Below are 24,786 nucleotides of genomic sequence, written 5' to 3'. Positions count from 1 at the left end.
ATAAAATAAAAGGCGGCGCACTGTCTGTACAGTGCGCCGCACTTTATTTCATTTTTATTGTGAGAAGGCGCTTATGCCTTCTGCGCCGCTTTTGCTCTGCTGGCCAGCTCCAGGCGGCGAATCACATACACAGAGTCGGTGACGACCTTGACCGGCTTGGAGAAGTCCAGTACAAACAGGCCGATAAAGGACCCTGCGTCAATGCGCACAGAACCGTCCCCGGACTCAAAAAACACCGGCTCTTCCACTGCCTGGGCCAGCTTCTGCACCTCGGCAATCTCGCTGAAGGAATCGAACTTTGCTTCAAAAACCATTTAAGGTCACCTCCTTTAGGCACTCTCAGTATATCATCAGAGGCTTGTCTGAATCAATGGTCGCTTTCCACAATCTTCATTTCCAGTTAACCGGAATCTTATGTCTTATTATCCCGTTATTTTTTAATTAATAAATTTCTTGAGTTCTAATTTTAACCCTATATTCTATAATTATTGGCGTGAGTTCAATTTTTCACAGCTTTAGTTTGTCCTTAATTTCAGGATGGCATACACTTCGTCTTTTCGTCCAGATAATCCAGCTGCGAGAGCAAGTCCTGGGAGTCGGTAACGATACAGACAGGACGGGAGTAATCCAGCGCAAAAAGGCCAATGAGGGACTTGGCGTCGGCCAGCGCGTCCCCCTCCAGCTCCCGGAGCAGCACCTCCTCAGGGACGGAACAGGCCATGCGGCGCAGGCGGCGGAGTTCCTCCGCGCTGTGGAACTTTCGGACGACTGTCATATATGCTCCCTCCTTTGTCCTATCATAGCATATTTTTCTTTTTCTGTGAAGCAGAGTTATTTTCTTCACATTCTTTTCTGTTTTTCGCCTTTATTGCGTGAAAAAGTTCACAATTTCCTCTTCTCTTTTTCTCTGTTTCCGTCGGATACAGGCGGCAAAAAAATGCCGCTCTGGTAACAAATTCATTGTCTCCAACTAGGAAATGTGGTACAATAAAACGAAAGCGCCAGCAGTTTATCCGGCGCAAAATTTTTAGCATTGGAGCGCATACCTGTTATGATAGACTTTCGGACGCCCCAGCTGGCGGATAAGGGCTGGATGGATCAGCTGCTCCGCCGTTCCGACTACCGGGGCTGCGAATATAATTTTACCAACCTATATACTTGGAAGGATGCCTACCGCCACCAAGTGGCTCAGGCGGACAATTTCCTCCTGGTGCGCCTGTGCGGCGGCCTGGGCTGCAGCTACCTCTACCCTGCCGGCAGCGGGGACCGCACAGCCATCATCAACGCCCTCCGGGCTGATGCGGAGGCCCAGGGCCAGCCTCTGCGGCTGGTCTGCATTCCCAAGGCGCAGACCGAAGAGCTGGAGGCTCTGTTCCCCGGCCAGTTCCGGTTTGAAGCCGACCGGGACGGCTGGGATTATCTCTATGAGATTGACCGGCTGGCCGATTTGGGCGGCAAGAAGCTCCACGGAAAGCGCAACCATATCAACCGCTTTCTGGAGAACAACCCCTCCTGGGTCTACGAGCCCATCACCCCGGACACCCTGGCCGAGTGCCTGGAGATGGATAAGGAGTGGTACCGCCGGAGCATGATCCGGGAGGGCGCCGCCGAAGAGCGGGACCTAGGCGACGAGGGCCGCGCCCTCCGCCTGGCCATAGACCACTACCACGAGCTCGGCCTGGAGGGCGGGCTGATCCGGGTATACGGTGAGGTGGTGGCCTTCACGATGGGCGATATGCTCTCTTCCGACACCTATGACGTCCACTTCGAGAAGGCCTACGGCGAGCTTCAGGGCGCTTACACCATCATCAACCGTGAGTTTGCCCGCTGGGTGCGGGAACACCACCCCAACGTCCGCTACCTGAACCGGGAGGACGACATGGGGGTGGAGGGCCTGCGGAAGGCCAAGGAGTCCTATTATCCCGACCTGATGGTGGAGAAATACAGCGCAGTCTGGCAGGCATAAGGCACACAGGCGCCGCCTCAAAGGGGCGAGCATTCAATATAGAAGGATGGGTGATACTATGGTAGAGATCCGTCCCTCCAACGCGGAGGAGCTGAAGGATCAGAAGGCACTTTGGAAGGCGGCCTTTGGTGACGACGAGGCGTATATCGACCTTTTTTACCGCACCTGCGCCAAGCCGCAAGACATTATGATTCTGACAGAAGACGGGGTCCTGCGCAGCATGCTGGCCCTGCTGCCCCTGGAGCTGGAGCTGCCGGACGGGGAGCGGCTGTCCTCCGCCTATGTGTACGCCCTTGCCACCGACCCCAACGCCCGCAAGCAGGGCCATGGCCGCGCGCTGCTCCGGTACTCGGAGCTGTACCTGCGGGAACGGGATGTGGACTGCATCACCGTGGTGCCTGCTGAGGCAGGTCTGTTCAAGTTCTTTGAGACCGTGGACTTTACCGACTGCTTTTCTACCCGGAAACTGGAGCTGCTGGAGAGCATGATCCCTCCCGCCCCGGCCGGGAGCTGTCTGGAGGCGGTCGGCGCCGCCGCCTATGGCGGCCTGCGCGAGCGGCTTCTCGCAGGCACCTTCCATACCCAGTACGGCGAGGCGCTGCTGGCCTTTCAGGAGGGCGTGTCTCACTTGAGCGGCGGCGGACTCTACCGGGTGGTCATTGACGGCCGCGAGGGCTGCGCCGCTGTGGAGTACACCGGCAACAGCAGTCTGGTCATCAAGGAGCTTCTGGTTTCCCCCTCCCTGATGGAGAACGCCGTCTCTCTGCTCAAAGAATCCCTCCAGGCCGACCGGTACTTCATCCGCACCCCCGCTCTTTGGGACGGATTGCCTGGCAGCTATATCCAGCCCTTCGCTATGATCAAATGGCTGAAAGAGGACCTCCGACAGGCCTGGAGCGAAGAGCGGGCGGGCTATTTCGGCCTTGGCTTTGACTGATTACCCTTGGGACTGGCGCCGCGGCTGCGGCGCCGGTCCCTTTTCTCTCCGCGTACTGGTCAAAATGTCTCATATTGAATATTCATTCAGCTATTTTTGAATGCAACCCACAAAAATCCAAAAAATACTTGCTTTATTCCTGCATGAGGTGTATAATCCAGTCAATCAAAAATCCCGGATGGATTCTAAGGAGAGAATGAGCATGAAAACCTGGAAGAAAATTCTTGCAATTGCCCTTGCCGCCGGCATGAGCCTTTCCCTGCTCTCCGGCTGCGGCAGCGATACCACCGGCGACGACGTCGGCACCCCCGCTCCCTCCGGCAGCACCGCTCCCAGTGGGAGCCAGACCGCTGAGGTCACCGGCCCCGCCGCCTGGACCTCCGTGGACGACCTGAAGGGCGCCAAGATTGCCGTTCAGGAGGGCACCACCGGAAACGACGTGGCTGACGCCATCGAGGGCGCCGAGGTCAGCGCCTTCAAGGCCGCCGCCCAGTGCGGCATGGAGCTGATGAACGGCCGCGTGGACTGCGTCATCATCGACACCAACCCCGCCCAGTCCCTGGTGGACGCCAATCCTGACGCGCTGATGCTGCTGCCCTTCCCCGCCAGCGAGGAGAGCGAGACCTACGCCATCGCTACTCAGAAGAACGACGAGGGCGCCGCCCTGGCCGAGGAGTTCAACGCCGCCATGGCCACCCTGAAGGAGAACGGTACCTTCGACGCCATTGTGGACAAGGACATCTCCAAGAATGAGGATGCCCAGCTGCCCGAGCTGCCCGCTTATGAGTCCAAGGGCACCCTGGTGATGGGAACCAACTGCGAGTTCGAGCCCTTTGAGTATCTGGACGACGCGGGAAATCCGGTGGGCTTTGACATTGACTACGCCACCTATCTCTGCGCCACCATGGGCTACGACTTGCAGATTGAGAATATGGACTTCGACGCCCTCATCCCCGCCCTCCAGTCCGGCCGGATTGACTTCATTGCCGCCGGCCTGACCCGCAACGAGGAGCGGGAGGAGAACGCCAACTTCACCGACGGCTACTATGAGGCCGTGCAGTCCATCGTGGTGGCCAAGCCCCAGGCCTGAGCCCCGCGCCCACAATCCAAGCGATATACCAGGAAGCCTGCGCCGCCCCCTGTGCGGAGCAGGCTCTCCTGCGCCCTATGACCAATTTATAACAAGGAGGCAGGGATTGCCGTGGAAATGCTCCTCGACCTGCTGGACAAGCTCTATCAGGCCTTTCTCTACCAGGACCGGTGGCGGCTGTACCTGGACGGCCTGGGGGTGACGGTGTCCATCACCCTGGGGGCCATCTGCATCAGCACCGTGCTGGGCATGGTGCTGTGCCTGATGAAGCTGTCCAGATACAAGATCCTGCGCTGGCCCGCCCAGGCCTACATCGACATCATCCGGGGCATCCCTGTGGTGGTGCAGCTGCTGATTATGTACAACGTGGTGCTCCTCAACGTCACGGACAACAAAATGGTGGTGGCTATTGTGGCCTTTGGCCTCAACTCCTCGGCCTATATGGCAGAGATCTACCGCTCCGGCATCAACGCCGTGGACCCGGGACAGATGGAGGCCGGCCGCTCCCTGGGTCTCACCAAGACCCAGACCATGTGGCACATCATTTTCCCTCAGGCCATCAAGAACTGCCTGCCCACCTATACCAGCGAATTCATCGTGCTGGTGAAGGAGACCGCCGTGGTGGGCTACATCGCCCTGACCGACCTGACCAAGGTCTACTCCGCCATTCAGAGCAAGACATACGACGCCTTCGGCCCGCTGCTTATCATCGCCGTGGCCTATTTCTGCATCACCAAGGTGCTGTCCATCATCTTCGCCCGCATGGAAAGGAGGCTGCGTACCAGTGATAGACGTTGAACATCTGAGCAAGTCCTTTGGCAGCCACCTGGTGCTGGACGACATCTCCGAGCACATCGAACAGGGAGAAAAGGTGGTTATCATCGGCCCCTCCGGCTCGGGCAAGTCCACTTTCCTGCGGTGCATGAACCTGCTGGAGACCCCCACCAAGGGCAAAATCATCTTTGAGGGTACCGTAGTCAACGACAAAAAGACCGACATCAACGCCGTCCGGCGGCAGATGGGCATGGTGTTCCAGCACTTCAACCTGTTCCCCAACATGACCATCCGCAAAAACATCACGCTGGCCCCGGTGCAGACCAAGCTGATGGGCCAGGAAGAGGCCGATGAGACCGCCATGAAGCTGCTGGACCGGGTGGGCCTGAAGGACCGGGCCGAGTCCTACCCCAGCCAGCTCTCCGGCGGCCAGAAGCAGCGCATCGCCATTGTCCGCGCCCTGGCCATGAAGCCCAAGGTGATGCTCTTTGACGAGCCCACCTCCGCCCTGGACCCTGAGATGGTGGGCGAGGTGCTGGACGTCATGAAGGAGCTGGCCAATGAGGGCATGACCATGGTGGTGGTCACCCACGAGATGGGCTTTGCCCGTGAGGTGGGCAGCCGGGTGCTCTTTATGGACGGCGGCCACATTCTGGAGCAGAACGAGCCCCACGCCTTTTTCGCAAACCCCAAGGAGCAGCGCACCATCGACTTCCTGTCCAAGGTGCTGTAATGCAAAAGTCCCGGGAGAGAAGTTCTCTTCTCTCCCGGGACTTTTTTATTTGCAGTTCAGACTGCACTCAGGCCCGGCAGGGCAGGCGGGCCGCCTTCCGCATGGGTTCAGGGGGGGGCGAACGCCGGCACGACAGCGCAGGCCGCGTCCTGAGCATAACTTCCTTTCAGAAGAAGTCAATATGTTTATCATTTAAGCATCTAGTTCGAAAAGCAAGACAATATGGGGCAAAAAGCACCATACCGAGGCAGAGCTTTCACAGGTAAAACACTCAGCGGGGCAGCCCCTCCGCCGCCCGGTCCAGGCGCTCCATGGCCGCCTCCAGGCACTGGCGGGGACAGGCCAGGTTGATGCGCTCAAAACCCGCGCCCTGGGGGCCGAAGATATAGCCCTCGTCCAGGCAGAGCTGGCAGGAGAGGAAGAACTTCTCCTGTTCCTCCGGCGTCAGGCCCAGGCTGCGGAAGTCGCACCACATGAGATAGGTTCCCTCCATGGGATAGGTGATGACGGAGGGGAATTTCTCCCTGAGAAACGCCTTGCAGTACTCATAATTGCCCCGGATTACCTCCAGAAGCTCCTCCAGCCAGTCCTCCGCCTCCTCATAGGCGGCCCGGGTGGCAGCCAGGCCGAAGTAGTTTGTATACTCTCCCGTATACCCCACCTGCTTGTCCAGCAGGGCGGCGCGCAGGCCATCGTCAGGGACAATGATGTTGGCGGTGGCCAGTCCGGCCAGGTTGAAGCTCTTGCTGGCGGAGGTGCCCACGATGCACCCCTGGGCGGCGGGACCGTCCAGGGCGGCAAAAGGGGTGTGGACATGCCCGGGATGGACAAAGTCGGCGTGAATCTCATCAGAGAACACAGTGACGCCGTGGCGGGCGCAGATGTCCGCCGCCGCCTGGAGCTCCTCTCTGGTCCACACCCGGCCCACCGGGTTGTGGGGGGAGCAGAGGAAGAACAGCTTCACGTCAGGCCGGGCTGCCAGCGTCTCCAGGCTCTCCAGGTCCATGACATACCGGCCGTTCTCCAGCCTCAGAGGGTTCTCCCATACTCTGCGGCCGGTGTTTTCCACCACCCTGCGGAAGGGCGGGTACACCGGCGGCTGGATGACGACCCCCTCGCCGGGCAGGGTCAGGGCGTGGACAGCCAGATTCATGGCAGGCACTACGCCGAAGGTCTGGAATATCCACTCCGGCTCCACGCTCCAGTGGTGGCGCCGTGCCATCCAGCGGCACACCGCCTGCTTATAGGGGCCATCGGCAATGGTGTAGCCGTAGACGCCGAAGGAAGCGGCCTTCTGGATGGCGGCGGTAATCTGAGGGGCCGCGGCAAACTCCATATCCGCCACCGAATAGGGAACCAGGGCCGGGTTATCCACATTCATGGCCTCAAATGCGGACCATTTCTCCGCGCCCATGTTCCGCCGGGGGCGGAGGGTGGTAAAGTCGTACATTGCGAAGTCCTCCCTTTTTCATAAAAACAGGGGCGGCCAGCCGGCCGCCCCCGTGCGCGTAAATGCGTTATTCAGCGGAGATCATGTAATAATACACAGGCTGTCCGCCGGCCAGAAGGGTAATTTCCGCCTTGGGACAGGCCTCCTGGAAAATAGCCAGGGCCTTCTGGGCGTCGGCCTCCTGCACGTCCTCTCCGTAGAACACAGTGATAAACTCGGCGTCCTGCTGGGGCTGTGCCTCAGCCAGACGGCGGAGCAGGGCATAGATATCCTTGTCGGTGCCGAAGAGCTGGTGCTCAGCCAGCGCCAGATAATCCCCCTGCTTGATGGCAAAGCCGTCAAAATCGGAGTCCCGGGCGGCATAGGTGATCTCAGAGGTACTCACCCGCTTGAGCGCCTCGGACATGGCCTCGGTATTCTCCTCCACGGAGCTGTCCGGGTCAAAGGCCAGCATGGCGGAGATGCCCTGGGGGACGGTCTTGCTGGGCAGGACCACAACCTGCTTGCCCTCCACCAGGCGGGTGCACTGCTCGGCAGCCATAATGATGTTCTTGTTGTTGGGCAGAACAAAGACCACCTCGGCGGGTGTCTTGTCGATCTCCCGCATAATATCCTCGGTGGAGGGGTTCATGGTCTGGCCGCCGCTGATGATGCCGTCGGCGCCCAGATCCCGGAACACGGCAGCCACGCCCTCGCCGGCGCACACCGCCACAAAGCCATAGGGCTTCTCCGGCGCGGCAGCCTTGTGCTCCTCCTGGGCGGGCGCCTGCTGGGCGGCCGCCTCCTCCAGAATCTCGCTGTGCTGGTTGCGCATGTTTTCAATCTTCACAGTCTGGAGGGCGCCGTAGGTCAGGGCCTCCTCCAGCACCTTGCCGGGGTGATTGGTGTGGACATGGACTTTGATGATATCGTCGTCCTCCACCAGCACCAGAGAGTCGCCCAGGGCGTTGAGGAAGCCCCGGAGGGCCTCCGGGTCCTTCTTCTTGTTGTCCCGGGCGCAGATGAACTCGGTGCAGTAGCCGAACTTGATCTCCTCGGTGGAGAAGCTCTCAAAGTCGGCCCGGTCCTTGGGGGCGGCGGGAGCGCCGTCATCGGAGCCCTCGGGCATGGGCTCGCCCCGCAGCTCGTCCAGCATACCCTGGAGAATCACCAGGAAGCCCTTGCCGCCGGCGTCTACCACGCCGGCCTTCTTGAGCACCGGGTTCTGGTTGATGGTGTTGTCCAGGGCGATGTGGCCCTCTTCAATGGCGGCCTGGAGGACAGCCTCTACGCTGTTGTTCTCCCGGGCAGTGGCGGCGGCCTGAGCCGCAGAGAGGCGGGAGACCGTGAGAATAGTGCCCTCGGCGGGCTTCATAACCGCCTTGTAGGCGGCGGCCACGCCCCAGTCCAGGGCCACGGCCAGATCCCGGCCGTCAATGGTCTCCTTGTCCTTCACGGCCTTGGAGAAGCCCCGGAACAGCAGGGACAGGATGACGCCGGAGTTGCCGCGGGCACCCCGCAGCAGGGCGGAGGCGTTCATGGCGGCGGCCTCGCCCACGGTGGACGCGGCCTTCTTCTTCATCTCCGCCGCGGCGGTGGAGATGGTCAGGGACATATTGGTGCCGGTGTCGCCATCAGGCACAGGGAAAACGTTGAGTTCGTTGATCTCCTGCTTGCGTGAATTGATGGAGGCCGCGGCGTGAATCACCATCCGCTGAAACGACGCCCCGTCAATGGTATCTCTCATGTCGATGTTCCTTTCTGTCATACATGTCCGGCGGAGCGCATTCTCAGCCGATCACCATGGAATCAATGTAGACGTCCACGTTGCGGACCTCCACGCCGGTGGTGCGGCTGACCACGTACTTGACCTCGCTCATGATAGAGCGGGACACAGCCGTCAGGTTGACGCCGTTGTCCACGATGATATGGAGTTCAATGGAGACAGTGGAGTCGTCGTGATAGCGGACCTTGACGCCCTTGGCCATAGACTCTCTGCGCAGCAGATGCACCAGCCCGTCGGTGGTGGAGCGCACAGCCATGCCCTTGACGCCATAGCAGTTGGTGGCGGCGGCGCCGGTGATGTTGCTGAACACATCACTGCTGATGCGTATCTCGCCCTTTTCGGTCTGCAGCTTCATGGGGATCCTTCCTTTCTATGGAAAATGACTGCCGTGAGGCAGCTGGTTTCTTCTCATTCGTTCCTTTATTTTATTCTATTTCCGTTCAAAATACAAGGGAAAAAGTTTGTACAGGTCATTGTAATTTGTGCAAAAAACGTGTACACTATTACCATCATTTCATAATAGGAGGCGACAGACATGAGAAAGGTCGTCCAATTTGTGCTGAAACTGGTGGCTGTCTGCATGGTAGTGGCCGCCGCTGCCTGCTGCGTCATCGCCTACTGGGACAAGATTACCGCGTTTTTAGGCTGCGCCCGGGACAAAATCGCCGAAAAGAGAGCATGCTGCTGCCGCTCTGAGTACGACGACTACGCCGACTGGGACGAGGAGTAAGCGCGAAAACAGGGACCGGAGCTCCGCTCCGGTCCCTGTTTTTGTTTTGCACCCTGCGCCTCTACTCCGGCCGCTGCGGCAGGGCTGGCCGCTCCGTGTCCTCCGTCTGAAACTCTGTCATGCAGCCCCAGTACCGCTTTGGCATGTGGGTCATGCGGCAGCGGGGATTGTACCGCCCCTCGATGGACACGGTGTGGTAGAACCGCCGCCACAGGGCCCGCCAGTCCCGCTCGCTTTTGTCCGGCCCGGCCGCCCGAAAGTTCTCCAGGGGCACGATGGCCCATTCTCCCGGCCGGTAGAAGAGGGCCTCCCGGTGGGTGCGGTCGTAGATGACAAAGGCCTCCGACGGGTACCGGGCGCAGAAGTGGGTCCGCAGCAGGGGAAGCACCCGGTTTTTGGGCTCAATCTCCGCCACCAGGACGCCGCTCTGGTCGGAAAAGCGGATAAACCCCTTCAGAAGATGGGCCTCCCCCGTCAGGTGCTTTACCGCCCGGTCCAGGACAAACACACGCTGGTCGGTCAGGTCGTGGAGCACTGACGGCCCCCGCCGGAACCCCAGAGCCAGGAAGTCGTACAGGCTCTGCTCCCGGTCAGGCAGGGCGGTGAGAAAGCCGTATGTCACCAGCCGGGCCCCCCGGGGAGACAGCCGGCGCGGCAGGGACTGCCGCACCCGCCGGGCGTGTTCCGGGTGAGTTTCCACCGGCCGTCCGGGGTACAGGGAGATCTGGGCCTGGCCCGGGGCGGAGAATGCCGCCGCCCGCTCGCGGTGGACGTAGCTCTCGTAGACGCAGGTGAGAAAGCCGTCAAAGGTACCATCGTAGGTATAGGCCACCTGGGGCCAGCCCGTCATGTCATAGTTTCCCATTATCCCGTCTCCTCAAACAGGCTCAGCTGCTCCGGCGCCTCCCTGGAGAGCATGGGCCGCTCCAGTGCCACCAGATGGCGGAGGATGCCGTCCTCCTTCACCCGCAGGCCCTCCGCCGTCTTTCCCGAACAGGTGAGGAAATACTGGGCCCGCTTGAGCACCACCCCCAGCTTTTTCAGCCCCGCAAAGGTGAGGGCCCCCCACCGCCGGGCGGAGAGAATCCGCCGGGCCGAGGTGACGCCCACCCCCGGCACCCGCAGCAGAACCTCATAGTCGGCGGTGTTCACCTCCACGGGGAAAAACTCCGGGTGGGCCAGTGCCCAGGAGCACTTGGGGTCCACCAGAGGGTTGAAGTTGGGGTGGGCCTCGTCCAGCAGCTCGCTGGCCTCAAAGTGGTAAAACCGCAGCAGCCAGTCTGCCTGATAGAGCCGGTGCTCCCGCAGCAGGGGCGGCTTGAAGCCCTGGGGAGCGGGGAGGAGCTTGCTGTTTGACACCGGCATATAGGCAGAGAAGAACACCCGCTTGAGCTGGTATTTCTTGTACAGCCCCTCGGTAAGGCGGAGAATTTGAAAGTCTGTCTCCGGCGTAGCCCCCACAATCATCTGGGTGGACTGGCCTGCCGGGGCGAATTTGGGCGCCTTTCGGGACAGGGCCAGCTCACCCTTGGAGGCGGCGATGCCGTCCCGGATCTGGGCCATGGGGGTGAGGATGGAGGTCTTGGCCTTGTCGGGGGCCAGGAGGCCCAGGGACTGCTCCGATGGCAGCTCGATGTTTACCGAGAGCCGGTCGGCCAGCAGGCCCAGCCGGTGGGTGAGGAGGGGGGCGGCCCCCGGGATGGCCTTGGCGTGGATGTATCCGCCGAAGGCGTACTCCTCCCGCAGCAGACGCAGGGTCTCAATCATCAGCTCGGTGGTTTTGTCCGGGCTGCCCCACACGGCGGAGGACAGGAACAATCCCTCGATATAGTTGCGCCGGTAGAAGCCGATGGTGAGCTCACACAGCTCACGGGGGGTGAAGGCGGTGCGGCGCACGTCGTTGGACCGGCGGTTGACGCAGTACTGGCAGTCGTAGATGCAGCGGTTGGTGAGCAGCACCTTCAGCAGGGAGATGCACCGCCCGTCAGCGGAGAAGGAGTGGCAGCAGCCCGCGGCCATGGTGGAGCCCATGGTCCCCGGACGGCCCGCCCGATCCAGCCCGCTGGAGGTGCAGGCGGCGTCATATTTTGCCGCGTCGGTGAGTATGGTCAGCTTATCCATCAGCTCCATGGGACAGCCCTCCAAAAGTATAGGAACGTTTGTACGAATATTATGGCATTAGAACAGATGTTTGTCAAGCACAGGAATACATTTCCGAATGAATAAAACGAATACCAGCCCCCTTGGTCAATTATGCTACAAATTTCACAAACTCCCCGTCTTTTTTGCTTGAATTAAGGGCATTGTAGTAAAAATGGGAAAAGGCCGGGAGAAAAGTGAACAAATATTGTATAAACTGCTTGCGAATCCGGCTAAGTCGCGGTATACTAATACAGCTCGTTTCGACGGGCGCTTTGTCATGCAAACATATGGCAAAGCCGGTTTTGTTCCCCCAGGCCGCAACGGCTATGGAATTCCGCGCGGGGGCGGCAGAACCTGTCTCCGCATCAGCTTCACGCCCAAATGAACACATGCTTGGAGGACAGCACTTCCATGAAGAAACGTGACATCGTCATTATTGCGGCGGTACTGGTTGTAGCTTTTGCCGCATTTATGGCAGCCAATCTGTTTCAGTCCCGCGGGAGCGGACTGGAAGATTTCGTCTACATCTATGTCAACGACGCCCTTTATGAGGCCGATCCCCTCAGTGAGGACAAGCTGATTGAAATCGACCAGGGCAGCGGCATGGTCAACCACATTCAGATTAAGGACGGCAAGGTGTATATGGCTGACTCCACCTGTGAGAATCAGGACTGCGTGGAGCAGGGCACCATGACTGAGGATAACGTGGACACCCGGCCCATGCGCAACTGGATCGTATGCCTGCCCAACGGCATCTCCATCGAGCTGCGTCTGGCCAGCGAGGAGACCGCATGAACCGGCGGAGGAACCATCAGGCGGTCCGCTGGCTGACCCGCATGGCCCTTCTCACGGCGGCAGCCGTGGTTCTTGGCTATATTGAGCACCTGATTCCCATGCCAGGCAGCATCCCCGGCATCAAGCTGGGCCTGGCCAATACGGTGCTGCTCTACGCCATCTACCTGCTGGACGTCAAAAGCGCCTTCCTGCTCATGGTCTTAAAAGTGGGCCTGTCCGGGCTGATGTACGGCGGCGTGTCCGCCATGATGTTCAGCTTTGGCGGCGGACTGTGCAGCCTGGTGATGATGCTGCTGGTCAAGAAGCTGGGCGGCAGCGGCGTGTCCATCATCGGCGTGTCCGTGGTGGGCGCTGTGTTCCACAATGTGGGCCAGACCGCCGTGGCCGCCTTCATGGTCAACACCGCCGCGCTCATGGGCTATGTGCCCTTCCTGCTGGTAGCCGCCGTAGTCACCGGCGTCCTCACCGGCATTGCAGGCAAATACGCCATTCAGGGGCTCCGGGCCTCCGGGCTGGAGAACGTGTCCATGCCGGGCAAGGAACCCAAACAGGAGCATCCCCAGGAGGAACATAAATGAAACACCGTACCATCGCCGCCGCTCTGGCCGGCCTGCTGGCCCTGAGCCTGCTCTCCGGCTGTCAGCCCCAGGGCGCTGGGACCTCAGCGGCGCCCACCGCCGGCTCCACTGTGGAGGCGGGCCTGCCCAAGCAGAGCCGCGTGGGCTTTTTCTTTGACACCGTCATCACCATTGAGGCTTACACCGACGACGAGAGCCTTCTGGATGACGCCATGGCCGAGTGCCAGCGGTATGACGACCTGCTGAGCAAGACCAAGGAGGGCTCCGATGTGTGGAAGATCAACCACGCAGACGGCGAGCGGGTGGCCGTCAGCCAGGACACCCTGGACATTATCAGGAAGTCCCTGGAGTACTCCGCGCTCTCCGACGGCAAGTTTGACATCACCATTGAGCCCTGTGTGGCCCTGTGGGATTTCACCGGCGAGAACCGGGGTGTGCTGCCCGACGCGGCCGAACTGGCTGAGGCCGCGTCTCACGTGGACTACACCAAGGTGGATGTGAACGACGAGGGGGTCCAGCTCCCTGCGGGGGAGACCATTGACCTGGGCGCCATCGCCAAGGGGTACATCACCGACCGCATCAAGGATTTCCTGGTGGATCGGGGCATCACCTGCGGCATGCTCAACTTCGGCGGCAATGTGCTCGTCATCGGCTCCAAGCCCGACGGCTCCGACTGGAACATTGGCATTCAGGACCCCGACTCCACCACCGGCGAGAGCATCGCCGTTGTGCCGGTCAGCGACAGCGCTGTGGTCACCAGCGGCATCTACGAGCGGGGCTTTGATCTGGACGGCGTGCGCTATCACCACATTCTGGACACCTCCACCGGCTGGCCCGTGCAAAACGAGCTGGCGGGCATCACCATACTGGCCAGCGACGCCTTTGACGCCGACGCCCTCTCCACCACTGTGTTCGCCATGGGGCTGGAGGAGGGGACCGCCTTTGTGGAGGGCCTGGACGGCGTGGAAGCCGTCTTTATCACCCGGGATGACCAGGTCAGCTGGACATCCGGGCTTAACGATCGTCTGACCCTGCTGAACAACGGCTGAGCGCCCTTCGAGAGAGGGAGCGGCGCTTGCCCCGTGTCCGGCAGTACCCCGCGGAACGCGGAGCATAACAAAAGTGTCAGAATTTGTCCCAAATCACGCGGGACGCCGCGTGCCTTTTAGAAAAGGAGTGGTCAAGAACTATGGGAATGGGAAAAGGAATCCGCCTGGCGGGTCATAAAAACACCGCCTCCTGCACCCCCGTGCAGATGACGGCGCCCGCGCGGGTCCGGATACCCCTGTCGCTTCTGGGCGCCAACACCAGTACCATTCTGGTGAAGAAGGGCGACACGGTGGCCGTTGGCCAGCCGATTGCCTCCCAGGGGCAAGGCATTGGCGTACCCATGTACGCCAGTGTGTCCGGCACGGTGGAGGGAATCGAGTCCCTCCGCATGCCCAACGGCAGCGTGGTGGACTGCATTGTCATCGCCTCCGACGGACAGCAGACCGTCTGGGACGGCATTGAGGTCCCCACTGTTACCAACATGGAGGAGCTGCTCAGCGCCGTCCGCAAGAGCGGGCTGGTGGGCCTGGGCGGCGCCGGCTTCCCCACCTGGGTGAAGCTCAACGCCACTGTGGACCGGCTGATCATCAACGGCAGCGAGTGCGAGCCCTACTGCACGGTGGACTACATCGCCATGCGGGACTACGCCGCCGACATGGCCGAGGGCGTCCGCATCGTCAAGCAGATGCTGGGCATCGAGAAGGCCATTGTGGGCGTCAAGCATCCCCCTCAGGGCCTGGCAGAGGCCTTCCAGGGCATGGAGGGCGTGGAGATCAAGCAGCTGCGGGAGTACTACCCCGTGGGCGCTGAAAAGATGCTCATCCACGAGACCACCGGCCGTACCGTCCCCGGCGGCAAGCTGCCCAAGGACGCCGGCTGCATCGTGCTCAACGTGAATACCGCCGCCTTTATTGCACGGTATCTGCGCACCGGCATGCCCCTGGTGAGCAAGACCGTGTCTGTGGACGGCTCCGCCGTCAAGACCCCCGGCGTGGTGACGGCCCCCATCGGCACCCCTGTGGGCGACCTGTTCGCCGCTGTGGGCGGCTTCAAGGGTGAGCCCGCCAAGATCTTCGCCGGCGGCCCCATGATGGGTATCGCCCTGCCCGACCTGGACTTCCCCCTGCTGTGGAACAACAACGGCTTCGTGGCCCTCAACGAGAAGGACGCCGCCAAGCCCGCCACCACCGCCTGCATCCGCTGCGGCCGCTGCGTGGACCACTGCCCCATGAATCTGATGGCCTTTGAAATCTCCAAGGCCTATGAGCAGCGGGATGTGGAGTGGCTGCGGAGCATCCGCGCCGACCTGTGCATCGAGTGCGGCTGCTGCGCCTATGTGTGCCCCGCCCGCCGCGATCTGGTCACCAACAACAAGCTGGCCAAGCGGTTCCTGGCCAGCCAGCCCAAGAAGGAGGTGAGCAAGCAGTGAAGCTGCTCTCCGTAACCCCCGCGCCCCACATCTGGGCCAAGGACGACACCCAGTCTATCATGCGGGACGTGCTCATCGCCCTTGCTCCTGCGTTCATTGCGTCCATTGTGATTTTTGGCATCGACGCCCTGCTGGTTACCGTTGTGTGCGTGGCCGCCGCGGTGCTCTCCGAGTTTATCTTTGAGAAGGCGGTCAAACGGCCCGTCACCATCACGGACCTGTCCGCCGTGGTCACCGGCGTGCTGCTCTCCTTCTGCCTGCCCTACGACATCCCCCTGTGGATTGCCGCCCTGGGCAGCGTTATCGCCATCGTGGTGGTCAAGCAGCTCTTCGGCGGCATCGGCCAGAACTTCGCCAACCCCGCCATCACCGCCCGCGTGGTGCTGCTCATCTGCGGCTTCAACGGCGCTATGACCACCTTCAGTCTGGACGGTGTTTCCACCGCCACTCCCCTGGCCGACGGCGCCGCCAACCCCGGCCTGGCCGTCATGTTCCTGGGCAACCACGCCGGCTCCCTGGGCGAGACCTGCGCCCTGGCCCTCATCATCGGCGGCATCTACCTGCTGGTGCGGAAGGTCATCTCCTGGCATATCCCCGTGGCTTACATCGGCACCGTGGCTGTTGTCTCCCTGATCGCCCAGCAGGACCTGTCCATCCAGCTCCTGGGCGGCGGCCTGCTCCTGGGCGCCATCTTTATGGCTACCGACTACACCACCTCCCCCATGACCAATGTGGGCAAGCTGATCTACGGCGTGGGCTGCGGCCTGCTGACCATGATGGTCCGCCTCTGGGGCGCTACCCCCGAGGGCGTCAGCTACGCCATCCTGCTGATGAACATTCTCACGCCCCACATTGACAAGCTGACCAAGCACAAGGCGTTTGGAGGTGAAAAGGCATGATTCAGAAGCCAAACAAGGAGGAGAACAAGGTCTGGAAGCTCCTGGCTCCCATTGTGGTGCTGACCTGCATCGGCCTTGTCATCACCGCGGCGCTGGCCGTCACCAACCAGCTCACCGCCCCCGTTATCGCCGCCCAGGAGGCCGCAGCCGCCCAGGCCGCCCTCCAGGTGGTGCTCCCCGAAGGCAGCGACTTCCAGGTTATGAGCGACGTGGAGCTGCCCGAGGGCGTCACTGAGATTCAGGTCGCCGGCAACGGCGCGGGCTATGTGGTCACCGCCACTGGCCGGGGCTACGGCGGCGACATGTCCGTCATGGTGGGTCTGGACAGCAGCGGCGCCATTACCGGCACCAAAGTCCTCAGCCACGGCGAAAGCCAGGGCATCGGCACCGTGGTCACTGACGACGGCTCTGCCTTCCAGCAGCAGCTCATCGGTATGACCGACGCCTCCGGCATCCAGGCCACCAGCGGCGCCACCATGTCCTCCAACGGCATGAAAACTGCCATCCAGGCCGCCTTTGACGCCTACACCCTGGCCACCGGCGGCACCGTGGAGGCCACGGTGTATGAGGCTCCTGCCAACCTGACCGACGATGTGCTGGCTCAGTATTACCCCGGCGCATCCTTCACCGACGTGGCCGGCGGCAAGGTGTCCGACGCGGGTACCGTGGTGTACGCCTCCGAGACCGGCATGATGGGCCCCGTGAACGTGGCCGTGTTCTTTGACGCCGACGGCAAGATCATCGGCGCCATCGCTGACACCTCCTCCGAGACCCCCGGCTATGGCCAGCCTCTGGGTGAGGGCGAGTTTATGGACAGCTTTATCGGCGTCTCCAGCGGCAGCGAGGTGGACAGCGTCTCCGGCGCTACCATCACCTCCGACGCCATCAAGGGCGCTGTGGACATCGCCATTGCCAATCTGGAGACCGTAAAGGCGGCTGATGCCGTCACCGGCGGCTCCACCGGCGGCTCTGACGCGGACAAGGGCGGCGAGACCGCCGGGGCTGCCGAGGCTCCCGCCAACCTGACCGACGATGTGCTGGCCCAGTACTACCCCGGCGCATCCTTCACCGATGTGGCCGGCGGCAAGGTGTCCGACGCGGGCACTGTGGTATACGGCGCCGCTCAGGGCATGATGTCCGAGATCAAGGTTGCCGTGCTCTTTGACGCTGACGACACCATTCTGGGCGTTGTGGCTGACTGCTCCCAGGAGACGCCCGGCCTGGGCACCCTGGCCGGCGAGGAGGACTTCACCAGCCAGTTTGCCGGCGTGACCAGCGCTGACGAGGTGGACAGCATCTCCGGCTCCACCATCTCCTCCTCTGCCGTGAAGGACGCTGTCAACCTGGCCATCGCCAATCTCCAGACTGTAAAGGAGGCGGGCTGAGATGAAAGCAAATAACGCACCTTCCAAGCTCTCCATTCTGACCAACGGCATCATCAAGGAGAACCCCGTTCTGGTCCTGGTGCTGGGCACCTGCCCCACCCTGGCCACCACCACCTCGGTGTCCACCGCCATCGGCATGGGCATTGCGGCTGCCATCGTCCTGATCTGCTCCAACATTCTAATCTCCCTGCTGCGGAAGATCATCCCCGATTCCGTCCGTATCCCCTGCTACATCGTGGTCATCGCCGGCTTCGTGTCCGTGGTTCAGATGCTGGTGCAGGCCTACTTCCAGGACCTGTACAACGCCCTGGGCGTGTACCTGCCCCTCATCGTGGTCAACTGCATCATCCTGGGCCGGGCTGAGATGTTCGCCAGCAAGCACACTGTGGGCGAGTCCGCCCTGGACGGCATCGGCATGGGCATCGGCTTCACCCTGACCCTGCTGGTCATGTCCACCATCCGCGAGGTGCTGGGCTCCGGTACCTTCGCCGGCATCTCCGTGCCCTTCTTCTCCAGCTACAATATTCCTATCCTGACCCAGACGCCCGGCGGCTTCTTCGTGTTCGGCTGCCTCATCGCCCTGGTGGCCAGGATTACCCACGGGAAAGTGAAGCACGCCGCCACCGGCTGCGGCAACTGTCCCAACGCCGCTGTGTGCGGTAAGATTGGAAAGGAGGCCTAAGGAATGGAACTGGATTGGGGAAACCTCCTCTTTATCATCATGAGCGCTGTCTTCGTCAACAACTACGTGCTGCAGCGCTTCCTGGGCATCTGCCCCTTCCTGGGCGTGTCCAAAAAGCTGGACCAGGCCACCGGTATGTCCATCGCCGTTATCTTCGTCATGCTGCTGGCCACTGCCGTCACCTGGCCTATTCAGACCTTCCTGCTCACCCCCAACAACATGGATTATCTCCAGACCATCGTGTTCATCCTGGTCATCGCCGCCCTGGTGCAGCTGGTGGAGATCATCCTGAAGCGGTACATTCCCGCCCTGTATAAGTCCCTGGGCATCTACCTGCCCCTCATCACCACCAACTGCGCCGTGCTGGGCGTCACCGTGCTGAACATTACCGAGGGCTACAACTTCGCCCAGTCCATGGCCAACTCCTTCGGTTCCGGCCTGGGCTTCTTCCTGGCCATGGTCATCTTCGCCGGCGTCCGCATGCGCACCGAGACCTGCGACGCCCCCGACTCCTTCAAGGGCCTGCCCATCACTCTGGTCTCCGCCGCTATCGTGGCCGCCTCCTTCAACGGCTTCGCCGGCGTGGTGGAGACGCTGTTTGGAAATTAAGGGGGTGACGGCATGAATCCGATTCTGTTTGCAGTTATTCTGGTTGTTATCATCGCAATCATCTGCTCCGTCATGCTGGTCATCGCGTCCACCGTTATGGCGGTGAAGGAAGACCCCATGTTCCCCGCCATCCGTGAGTGCCTGCCCGGCGCCAACTGCGGCGCCTGCGGCTATGCCGGCTGCGACGGCTATGCCAAGGCTCTGGCCTCCGGCGAGGAGAAGCGCACCAACCTGTGCGTCCCCGGCGGCGCCGGCTGCGCCGTTCAGGTGGCCGGTGTGCTGGGCGTGGAGGCCGGCTCCGTGGAGGAGCGGGTGGCCGTGGTCTGCTGCGGCGGCACCTGCGAAAAGACCCAGGCCCGCATGAACTATGAGGGCGTCCACAGCTGCGCCGCCGCCAAGCTGCTCTTCGGCGGCGCCGGCGCCTGCGCCTTTGGCTGCCTGGGCAACGGCGACTGCGTCTCCGTCTGTCCCCAGCAGGCTATCCGCATTGAAAAGGGAGTGGCCGTGGTGGACCGGGATGCCTGCATCGGCTGCGGCCTGTGCGAAAAGACCTGCCCCAACCATGTCATCGGTATCTTCCCCAAGAAGCAGAAGGTCTTTGACCGCTGCTCCAACTACAACCGGGGCAAGGCCGTTATGGACGTGTGCAAGGCCGGCTGCATCGGCTGCGGCAAGTGCAGCAAGGTGTGCCCCGAGGGGGCCATTACCATGGACCACTGCCTGGCCCAGGTCAACCCCATGAAGTGCACCGGCTGCGGCACCTGTGTGGAAAACTGCCCCACCGGCTGCATGAGCTTTACCGAGAAGCTGTAATATGTCAAAAGGAGGCGCGTCCGCTGGACGCGCCTCCTTTTTTGACTTTCGGCCGTATGAGAGCGCGCCCCCGCCGTAACAGCGGGGGCGCGCTTATTACAGGGCGAAGCCGTCAGGCCTGGATGCGGGTGCCGGTGCGGCCGGCAATGCCGTCCTTGGCCTTCTCCAGCAGGGTGATAAGGGCTGTGCGTCCCTCCTTGGACTGGGCGAACTGGACCGCCGCCTGGACCTTGGGCAGCATGGAGCCGGGGGCGAAGTGGCCCTCGTCCATGTACTTGCGGGCCTCGTCGGGGGTGAGGGAGTCCAGCCACTTCTGGTCGGGCTTGCCGAAGTTGATGGCCACCTTCTCCACGGCGGTGAGGATGATGAGGCAGTCGGCGTCCAGCTGCTGGGCCAGGACGCAGGAGGCGAAGTCCTTGTCGATGACTGCGGCGGCGCCCTTCAGATGGTGCCCCTGCGTGGTGAACACAGGAATGCCGCCTCCGCCGCAGGCCACCACCACGTGGTCGGATTCCACCAGTGCCTGGATGGTGTCAATCTCCACGATGCCCTGGGGCTTGGGGGAGGCTACCACACGGCGGTAGCCGCGGCCGGCGTCCTCAATGATGTCATAGCCCCGCTCAGCCACCATCTTGTCGGCCTCTTCCTTGGTCATGAAGGCGCCGATGGGCTTGGTGGGATTCTTGAAGGCGGGGTCGGCGGGGTCTACCTCCACCTGGGTCAGCACGGTGGCCACGCCCTTGTTGATGCCCCGGTCCAGCAGCTCCTCACGGAGGGCGTTCTGGAGGTCATAGCCGATGTAGCCCTGGCTCATGGCCACGCACACGGACAGGGGACAGGGAATGTACTTCTCCGGGTTGGAGCGGGTCAGCTCGGTCATGGCGGCCTGGATCATACCCACCTGGGGGCCGTTGCCGTGGGCGATGACCACCTCATGGCCCTCCTCGATGAGGTCGGCGATGGCCTTGGAGGTCTGCTTGACAGCGATCATCTGCTCGGGCAGGTTGCTGCCCAGGGCGTTGCCGCCCAGCGCAATAACAATGCGTTTTTTATCCATAAAATATTACCTCCTGTGAAAGAAAACCCCGGCCCGGCCGCACATACCGAGTGCCGTATCTGCGGGCGGGCCGGGGACTGGGCAGAGGCAGGGGGAGAGGGTGGCTCCCTGCCCCTGCCCGTATGGATGGGACTGCTTACAGGCTGAACTGGCGCTTGGCGCCCCGCTCCTCCAGGGCCTTCAGGACGGCCTGGGGATCCTTGCACTTGGCCAGGAAGATCATGGCGGCGATGATGTAGGGCTTGTAGGAGGCCTCCTTGTACAGGGGGTCACGGTAGCGGTCGAACACGGTGGCCTCGACCTCGCCGTCCACGCAGGAGACGCCGTTGATGTCGGCGGGCAGGCAGTGCAGGTACAGAGCCTTGCCGTCCTTGGTGGTCTTCATCAGCTCCTCGGTGCAGCACCAATCCTTGTGCTCGGCGTTCTGGGCCAGCAGGCGCTTCTCCAGAGCCTTGATGCCGTCGCTGTCGCCCTTGGCGTACAGGTCGGTGCGCTCCTCCATAGCGGCAAAGGGAGCCCAGCTCTTGGGATACACGATGTCGGCGTCCTTGAAGGCCTCGGCCATGGAGTTGGTCTTGGTGAAGGTGCCGCCGGACTTCTCGGCGTTCTTCTTGGCGACCTCCTCGACCTCGGGCATGACCTCATAGCCCTCGGGATGGGCCAGGACAACGTCCATGCCGAAGCGGGTCATCAGGCCGATGACGCCCTGGGGCACGGAGAGGGGCTTGCCGTAGCTGGGGGAGTAGGCCCAGGTCATGGCGACCTTCTTGCCCTTCAGGTTCTCCACGCCGCCGAACTCGTGGATGATGTGCAGCATGTCGGCCATGCACTGGGTGGGGTGGTCGATGTCGCACTGCAGGTTGACCAGAGTGGGCTTCTGCTCCAGCACGCCGTCCTTGTGGCCCTGGGTGACGGAGTCCACAACCTCGTGCATGTAGGCGTTGCCCTTGCCGATGTACATATCGTCACGGATGCCGATGACGTCGGCCATGAAGGAGATCATGTTGGCAGTCTCACGGACGGTCTCGCCGTGAGCGATCTGGCTCTTGCCCTCGTCCAGGTCCTGGACCTCCAGGCCCAGCAGGTTGCAGGCGGAGGCGAAGGAGAAGCGGGTACGGGTGGAGTTGTCGCGGAACAGGGAGATGCCCAGGCCGGACTCGAAGATCTTGGTGGAGATGTTGTTCTCACGCATGTAGCGCAGGGCGTCGGCCACGGTGAACACGGCCTCCAGCTCGTCGTCGGTCTTCTCCCAGGTCAGGAAGAAGTCGCCCTCGTACATCTCCTTGAAGTTCAGCGCGTTCAGCTTGTCAATATAGGCCTGCAGTTTGGCGTCCATGTGGATCGACTCCTTTTCAAATATTTAAATTGTTTTGGTGGGTTCAGCGCTTCTGTATGTTACGCTTTGCTCAGCGGTTCTTACTTAATGTCATTATCGGTCTTGCCGGCGCGGAACTGGGACACATCGGCGGTCTTGTTCTCCTCCTTGTACAGGCCGGGCACGGCGGCGTACAGGGCGGCGCAGGTGACCAGGTCCTGCTTCCAGGTGATCTCGTTGGGGGCGTGGGCCTGGCTCTCAGCACCGGGGCCGAAGCCAACGCAGGGGATACCGTAACGGCCCTGGATGGCAACGCCGTTGGTGGAGAAGGTCCACTTGTCGATCAGAGGACGGTGACGCAGGTGCATGGCGCCCTCGGGCCCGATGCGCTCCTCGCCGAACAGGGCGTGGTGGGCGTCCACCAGAGCCTGGACGTGGGCGGCGTTCTCCTTGTTGATCCAGGTGGGGAAGTAGGCCTCGGTCTCGTACACCTCGCCGGTCCAGGAGGGACGGTCGTACATGTACATGGACACCTTCACGTCGTCGCCGTACTTCTTCACGTTGGGCAGGTTCCGGATCTCATCCAGGCAGGAATCCCAGGTCTCGCCGGCGGTCATGCGGCGGTCGATGGAGATGGAGCAGGAGTCGGCCACAGCGCAGCGGCTGGGAGAGGTGTAGAAGATCTGGCTGGTGGTGCAGGTGCCGCGGCCCAGGAAACGGGCGTCCTCGTAGTGCTCGGGGTTGTACTTGGGGTTGAGCATCTTCACGAGGCCCTTGACTTCCTTGTCGTCGGCGTCGTCGTTCTCGTTGAGGGCGCGGACGTCCTGAAGGATGTCGGCCATCTTGTAGATGGCGTTGTCGCCGCGCTCGGGGGCGGAGCCGTGGCAGGAGACGCCCTTCACGTCCACACGGATCTCCATGCGGCCGCGGTGACCGCGGTAGATGCCGCCGTCAGTGGGCTCAGTGGAGATAACGAACTCCACCTGCTCCTTCTTGATGCCCTTGGCGGGGAAGAACTTGTTGACGATGTACTGCCAGCACATGCCGTCGCAGTCCTCCTCCTGAACGGAGCCCACGACCATGATCTTGTAGCCCTCGGGGATGAGGCCCAGGTCCTTCATGATCTTGGCGCCGTAGGTAGCGGAGGCCATGCCGCCCTCCTGGTCGGAGCCGCCGCGGCCGTAGATGACCTCGTCGTCCTCATAGCCCTTGTAGGGGTCGTGGGTCCAGTTGTTGATGTTGCCGATGCCCACGGTGTCGATATGGGAGTCGATGGCGATGATCTTGTCGCCCTGGCCCATCCAGCCGATGACGTTGCCCAGGCCGTCCACTTCCACCTCGTCGTAGCCCAGCTTCTCCATCTCCCGCTTGATGCAGGCCACGACCTCCTTCTCCTCGCAGCTCTCGCTGGGGTAGGAGATCATCTCCCGCAGGAAGCGGGTCATGTCGGCGCGGTAGCTCTCGGAAACCTTCTTGATCTGCTCAAAATCCATGGTATTCGTCCTCCATTTCAGTGTGTTCCATCCCAAACGTTTTCTCTGCTCAGTATGCGCGCTGGGGAGAGTCGGTGGTGGGGTACTCGCCGTCCCAAATCACCCGGCGGAACTTCAGCGGGTCGGTGTTGCCCTCGGTGGAGAACATGAGCACCTGGCTGAAGCGGTCCAGCTCCAGGGCCTCCCGGAGGTCCTTATAGGCGTCGTCGGACATGATGGCGTCCAGCACGCCCATGCCCACGGCGCCCGACTCGCCGGAGATGACCACCGGGTCGCCCTTCACGGGCACGCCCAGCATCCGCATGCCCTTGGCGGACACCCAGTCGGGGCAGGAGACGAAGGCGGTGACGTGGTTGCGCAGGATGTCCCAGGACAGGGTGTTGGGCTCGCCGCAGGCCAGACCGGCCATAATGGTCTGGAGGTCGCCGGTGACGATGCGGGGAGAGCCGTCCCCGGCCACCGCGCCCCTGTACAGGCAGTCGGCGGCAGCGGCCTCCATGACCACGAACTTGGGCGGGTTATTGGGGTAGAGGTTGGTGAAGTAGCCCACCACAGCGCCGGCCAGGGACCCCACGCCGGCCTGGACGAACACATGGGTGGGGCGGTTCACCTCGCACTGGCGCAGCTGCTCGGCGGCCTCGCTGGCCATGGTGCCGTAGCCCTGCATAATCCAGGAGGGGATCTCCTCGTAGCCCTCCCAGGCGGTGTCCTGGACGATGACGCCGTGCTCGGTCTGCTCGGCCTCGGCGGCGGCCATGCGGACACAGTCGTCGTAGTTGACGTCCTCGATGGTGACCTGGGCGCCCTCCTTGGCGATGTTGTCGTAGCGGGACTGGCTGGAGCCCTTGGGCATGTGGACCACGGCCTTCTGGCCCAGCTTGTTGGCGGCCCAGGCCACGCCCCGGCCGTGGTTGCCGTCGGTGGCGGTGAAGAAGGTGGCCTGGCCGAACTCCTTGCGGAAGGCCTCGCTGGTGAGATAGTCATAGGTCATGTCGGACACGTCCCGGCCCATCTCCTTGGCGATGTACCGGGCCATGGCGAAGGAGCCGCCCAGCACCTTGAAGGCGTTGAGGCCGAAGCGGTAGCTCTCGTCC

The 24,786-nt window shown here is 62.0% G+C and carries 26 protein-coding genes; 15 read left to right on the top strand and 11 right to left on the bottom strand.

Annotation, left to right across the window (positions count from 1 at the left end; genetic code table 11):
* Window positions 1–71: 71 nt before the first annotated feature.
* Together Q0K06_RS00130 and Q0K06_RS00125 are read right to left on the bottom strand one after the other, a co-directional pair.
* The gene (locus Q0K06_RS00130; protein WP_294546952.1) at window positions 72–314 is read right to left on the bottom strand and encodes a hypothetical protein; all 243 of its coding nucleotides are present in this window, start codon (window positions 312–314) and stop codon (window positions 72–74) included.
* Between the two features lie 218 nt (window positions 315–532).
* Window positions 533–775, bottom strand: a complete 243-nt coding sequence (locus Q0K06_RS00125) for a hypothetical protein (RefSeq protein WP_294546950.1) — start codon at window positions 773–775, stop codon at window positions 533–535.
* 276 nt (window positions 776–1,051) lie between these two features.
* Between Q0K06_RS00125 and Q0K06_RS00120 the strand changes: the two genes are divergently transcribed.
* From Q0K06_RS00120 to Q0K06_RS00100, 5 genes are all read left to right on the top strand, one after another.
* Window positions 1,052–1,966, top strand: a complete 915-nt coding sequence (locus Q0K06_RS00120; protein ID WP_294546947.1) for a phosphatidylglycerol lysyltransferase domain-containing protein — start codon at window positions 1,052–1,054, stop codon at window positions 1,964–1,966.
* A gap of 58 nt (window positions 1,967–2,024) precedes the next feature.
* A complete protein-coding gene (locus Q0K06_RS00115) occupies window positions 2,025–2,903 on the top strand; it encodes a GNAT family N-acetyltransferase (RefSeq protein ID WP_294546942.1) in 879 nt (292 codons plus the stop codon).
* Window positions 2,904–3,105: 202 nt separating this feature from the next.
* Window positions 3,106–3,993, top strand: a complete 888-nt coding sequence (locus Q0K06_RS00110; RefSeq protein ID WP_294546940.1) for a transporter substrate-binding domain-containing protein — start codon at window positions 3,106–3,108, stop codon at window positions 3,991–3,993.
* Window positions 3,994–4,110: 117 nt separating this feature from the next.
* On the top strand, window positions 4,111–4,791 hold the full coding sequence (locus Q0K06_RS00105) for an amino acid ABC transporter permease (protein ID WP_294547244.1): 681 nt from the start codon (window positions 4,111–4,113) through the stop codon (window positions 4,789–4,791).
* On the top strand, window positions 4,778–5,500 hold the full coding sequence (locus Q0K06_RS00100) for an amino acid ABC transporter ATP-binding protein (protein WP_294546938.1): 723 nt from the start codon (window positions 4,778–4,780) through the stop codon (window positions 5,498–5,500). Before Q0K06_RS00105 ends, Q0K06_RS00100 begins: the two co-directional genes overlap by 14 nt.
* A gap of 271 nt (window positions 5,501–5,771) precedes the next feature.
* Here the strand turns inward: Q0K06_RS00100 and Q0K06_RS00095 are convergent, their stop codons facing one another.
* The 3 genes from Q0K06_RS00095 to Q0K06_RS00085 form a co-directional block, all read right to left on the bottom strand.
* Window positions 5,772–6,950: a MalY/PatB family protein gene (locus tag Q0K06_RS00095; protein ID WP_294546936.1), complete on the bottom strand. Its 1,179-nt coding sequence runs from the start codon at window positions 6,948–6,950 to the stop codon at window positions 5,772–5,774.
* A 67-nt stretch (window positions 6,951–7,017) separates the two neighbouring features.
* A complete protein-coding gene (locus Q0K06_RS00090) occupies window positions 7,018–8,676 on the bottom strand; it encodes a DAK2 domain-containing protein (RefSeq protein ID WP_294546934.1) in 1,659 nt (552 codons plus the stop codon).
* Window positions 8,677–8,719: 43 nt separating this feature from the next.
* Window positions 8,720–9,070 carry an Asp23/Gls24 family envelope stress response protein gene (locus tag Q0K06_RS00085; protein WP_294517919.1) on the bottom strand — a complete coding sequence of 117 codons (351 nt, stop codon included), beginning with the start codon at window positions 9,068–9,070 and terminating at the stop codon, window positions 8,720–8,722.
* Between the two features lie 180 nt (window positions 9,071–9,250).
* On the opposite strand from Q0K06_RS00085, the gene Q0K06_RS00080 reads away from it, so the two are divergent.
* On the top strand, window positions 9,251–9,445 hold the full coding sequence (locus tag Q0K06_RS00080; RefSeq protein WP_294546932.1) for a hypothetical protein: 195 nt from the start codon (window positions 9,251–9,253) through the stop codon (window positions 9,443–9,445).
* 61 nt (window positions 9,446–9,506) lie between these two features.
* Here Q0K06_RS00080 and Q0K06_RS00075 read toward each other — a convergent pair whose 3' ends face one another.
* Together Q0K06_RS00075 and Q0K06_RS00070 are read right to left on the bottom strand one after the other, a co-directional pair.
* Window positions 9,507–10,310, bottom strand: coding sequence for a TIGR03915 family putative DNA repair protein (locus Q0K06_RS00075; protein ID WP_294546930.1), 804 nt, complete (start codon window positions 10,308–10,310; stop codon window positions 9,507–9,509).
* Complete coding sequence (locus tag Q0K06_RS00070) at window positions 10,310–11,575, bottom strand: putative DNA modification/repair radical SAM protein (RefSeq protein WP_294546928.1); 1,266 nt, start codon at window positions 11,573–11,575, stop codon at window positions 10,310–10,312. The genes Q0K06_RS00075 and Q0K06_RS00070 overlap by 1 nt, the downstream gene beginning before the upstream one ends.
* 423 nt (window positions 11,576–11,998) lie before the next feature.
* Here Q0K06_RS00070 and Q0K06_RS00065 point away from each other — a divergent pair, with 423 nt between their 5' ends.
* From Q0K06_RS00065 to Q0K06_RS00025, 9 genes are all read left to right on the top strand, one after another.
* Window positions 11,999–12,382: a NusG domain II-containing protein gene (locus Q0K06_RS00065; protein WP_294546926.1), complete on the top strand. Its 384-nt coding sequence runs from the start codon at window positions 11,999–12,001 to the stop codon at window positions 12,380–12,382.
* Window positions 12,379–12,960 carry a Gx transporter family protein gene (locus tag Q0K06_RS00060; RefSeq protein ID WP_294546924.1) on the top strand — a complete coding sequence of 194 codons (582 nt, stop codon included), beginning with the start codon at window positions 12,379–12,381 and terminating at the stop codon, window positions 12,958–12,960. Before Q0K06_RS00065 ends, Q0K06_RS00060 begins: the two co-directional genes overlap by 4 nt.
* Entirely contained in the window at window positions 12,957–14,009 is a 1,053-nt protein-coding gene (locus tag Q0K06_RS00055) for an FAD:protein FMN transferase (protein ID WP_294546922.1), read from the top strand. Before Q0K06_RS00060 ends, Q0K06_RS00055 begins: the two co-directional genes overlap by 4 nt.
* Window positions 14,010–14,149: 140 nt before the next feature.
* Window positions 14,150–15,439, top strand: a complete 1,290-nt coding sequence (locus tag Q0K06_RS00050) for an RnfABCDGE type electron transport complex subunit C (protein WP_294546920.1) — start codon at window positions 14,150–14,152, stop codon at window positions 15,437–15,439.
* Window positions 15,436–16,338: an RnfABCDGE type electron transport complex subunit D gene (locus Q0K06_RS00045; RefSeq protein ID WP_294546917.1), complete on the top strand. Its 903-nt coding sequence runs from the start codon at window positions 15,436–15,438 to the stop codon at window positions 16,336–16,338. Before Q0K06_RS00050 ends, Q0K06_RS00045 begins: the two co-directional genes overlap by 4 nt.
* The gene (locus tag Q0K06_RS00040; protein WP_294546914.1) at window positions 16,335–17,723 is read left to right on the top strand and encodes an FMN-binding protein; all 1,389 of its coding nucleotides are present in this window, start codon (window positions 16,335–16,337) and stop codon (window positions 17,721–17,723) included. The genes Q0K06_RS00045 and Q0K06_RS00040 overlap by 4 nt, the downstream gene beginning before the upstream one ends.
* A 1-nt stretch (window position 17,724) precedes the next feature.
* Complete coding sequence (locus tag Q0K06_RS00035) at window positions 17,725–18,405, top strand: electron transport complex subunit E (protein WP_294546911.1); 681 nt, start codon at window positions 17,725–17,727, stop codon at window positions 18,403–18,405.
* Window positions 18,406–18,408: 3 nt separating this feature from the next.
* Window positions 18,409–19,014, top strand: coding sequence for an electron transport complex protein RnfA (locus tag Q0K06_RS00030; protein ID WP_294546908.1), 606 nt, complete (start codon window positions 18,409–18,411; stop codon window positions 19,012–19,014).
* A 12-nt stretch (window positions 19,015–19,026) separates the two neighbouring features.
* On the top strand, window positions 19,027–19,827 hold the full coding sequence (locus tag Q0K06_RS00025) for an RnfABCDGE type electron transport complex subunit B (RefSeq protein WP_294546906.1): 801 nt from the start codon (window positions 19,027–19,029) through the stop codon (window positions 19,825–19,827).
* A 112-nt stretch (window positions 19,828–19,939) separates the two neighbouring features.
* Here the strand turns inward: Q0K06_RS00025 and arcC are convergent, their stop codons facing one another.
* From arcC to dpaL, 4 genes are all read right to left on the bottom strand, one after another.
* The gene (gene arcC, locus Q0K06_RS00020) at window positions 19,940–20,884 is read right to left on the bottom strand and encodes a carbamate kinase (RefSeq protein WP_294546903.1); all 945 of its coding nucleotides are present in this window, start codon (window positions 20,882–20,884) and stop codon (window positions 19,940–19,942) included.
* A 136-nt stretch (window positions 20,885–21,020) separates the two neighbouring features.
* Window positions 21,021–22,220: a knotted carbamoyltransferase YgeW gene (gene ygeW / locus Q0K06_RS00015; RefSeq protein ID WP_294546900.1), complete on the bottom strand. Its 1,200-nt coding sequence runs from the start codon at window positions 22,218–22,220 to the stop codon at window positions 21,021–21,023.
* Between the two features lie 80 nt (window positions 22,221–22,300).
* Entirely contained in the window at window positions 22,301–23,692 is a 1,392-nt protein-coding gene (locus Q0K06_RS00010; protein WP_294546897.1) for a YgeY family selenium metabolism-linked hydrolase, read from the bottom strand.
* A gap of 49 nt (window positions 23,693–23,741) precedes the next feature.
* A partial coding sequence (gene dpaL / locus Q0K06_RS00005; RefSeq protein WP_294546894.1) for a diaminopropionate ammonia-lyase occupies window positions 23,742–24,786 on the bottom strand: 1,045 nt, incomplete at its 5' end.

Origin of the sequence: uncultured Pseudoflavonifractor sp., from assembly GCF_944387805.1 — a bacterium.
Taxonomy (GTDB): Bacteria; Bacillota; Clostridia; order Oscillospirales; family Oscillospiraceae; genus Pseudoflavonifractor.
Note: the sequence above shows the minus strand (reverse complement) of the source record. Positions and strands in the feature narration are given on the sequence as shown.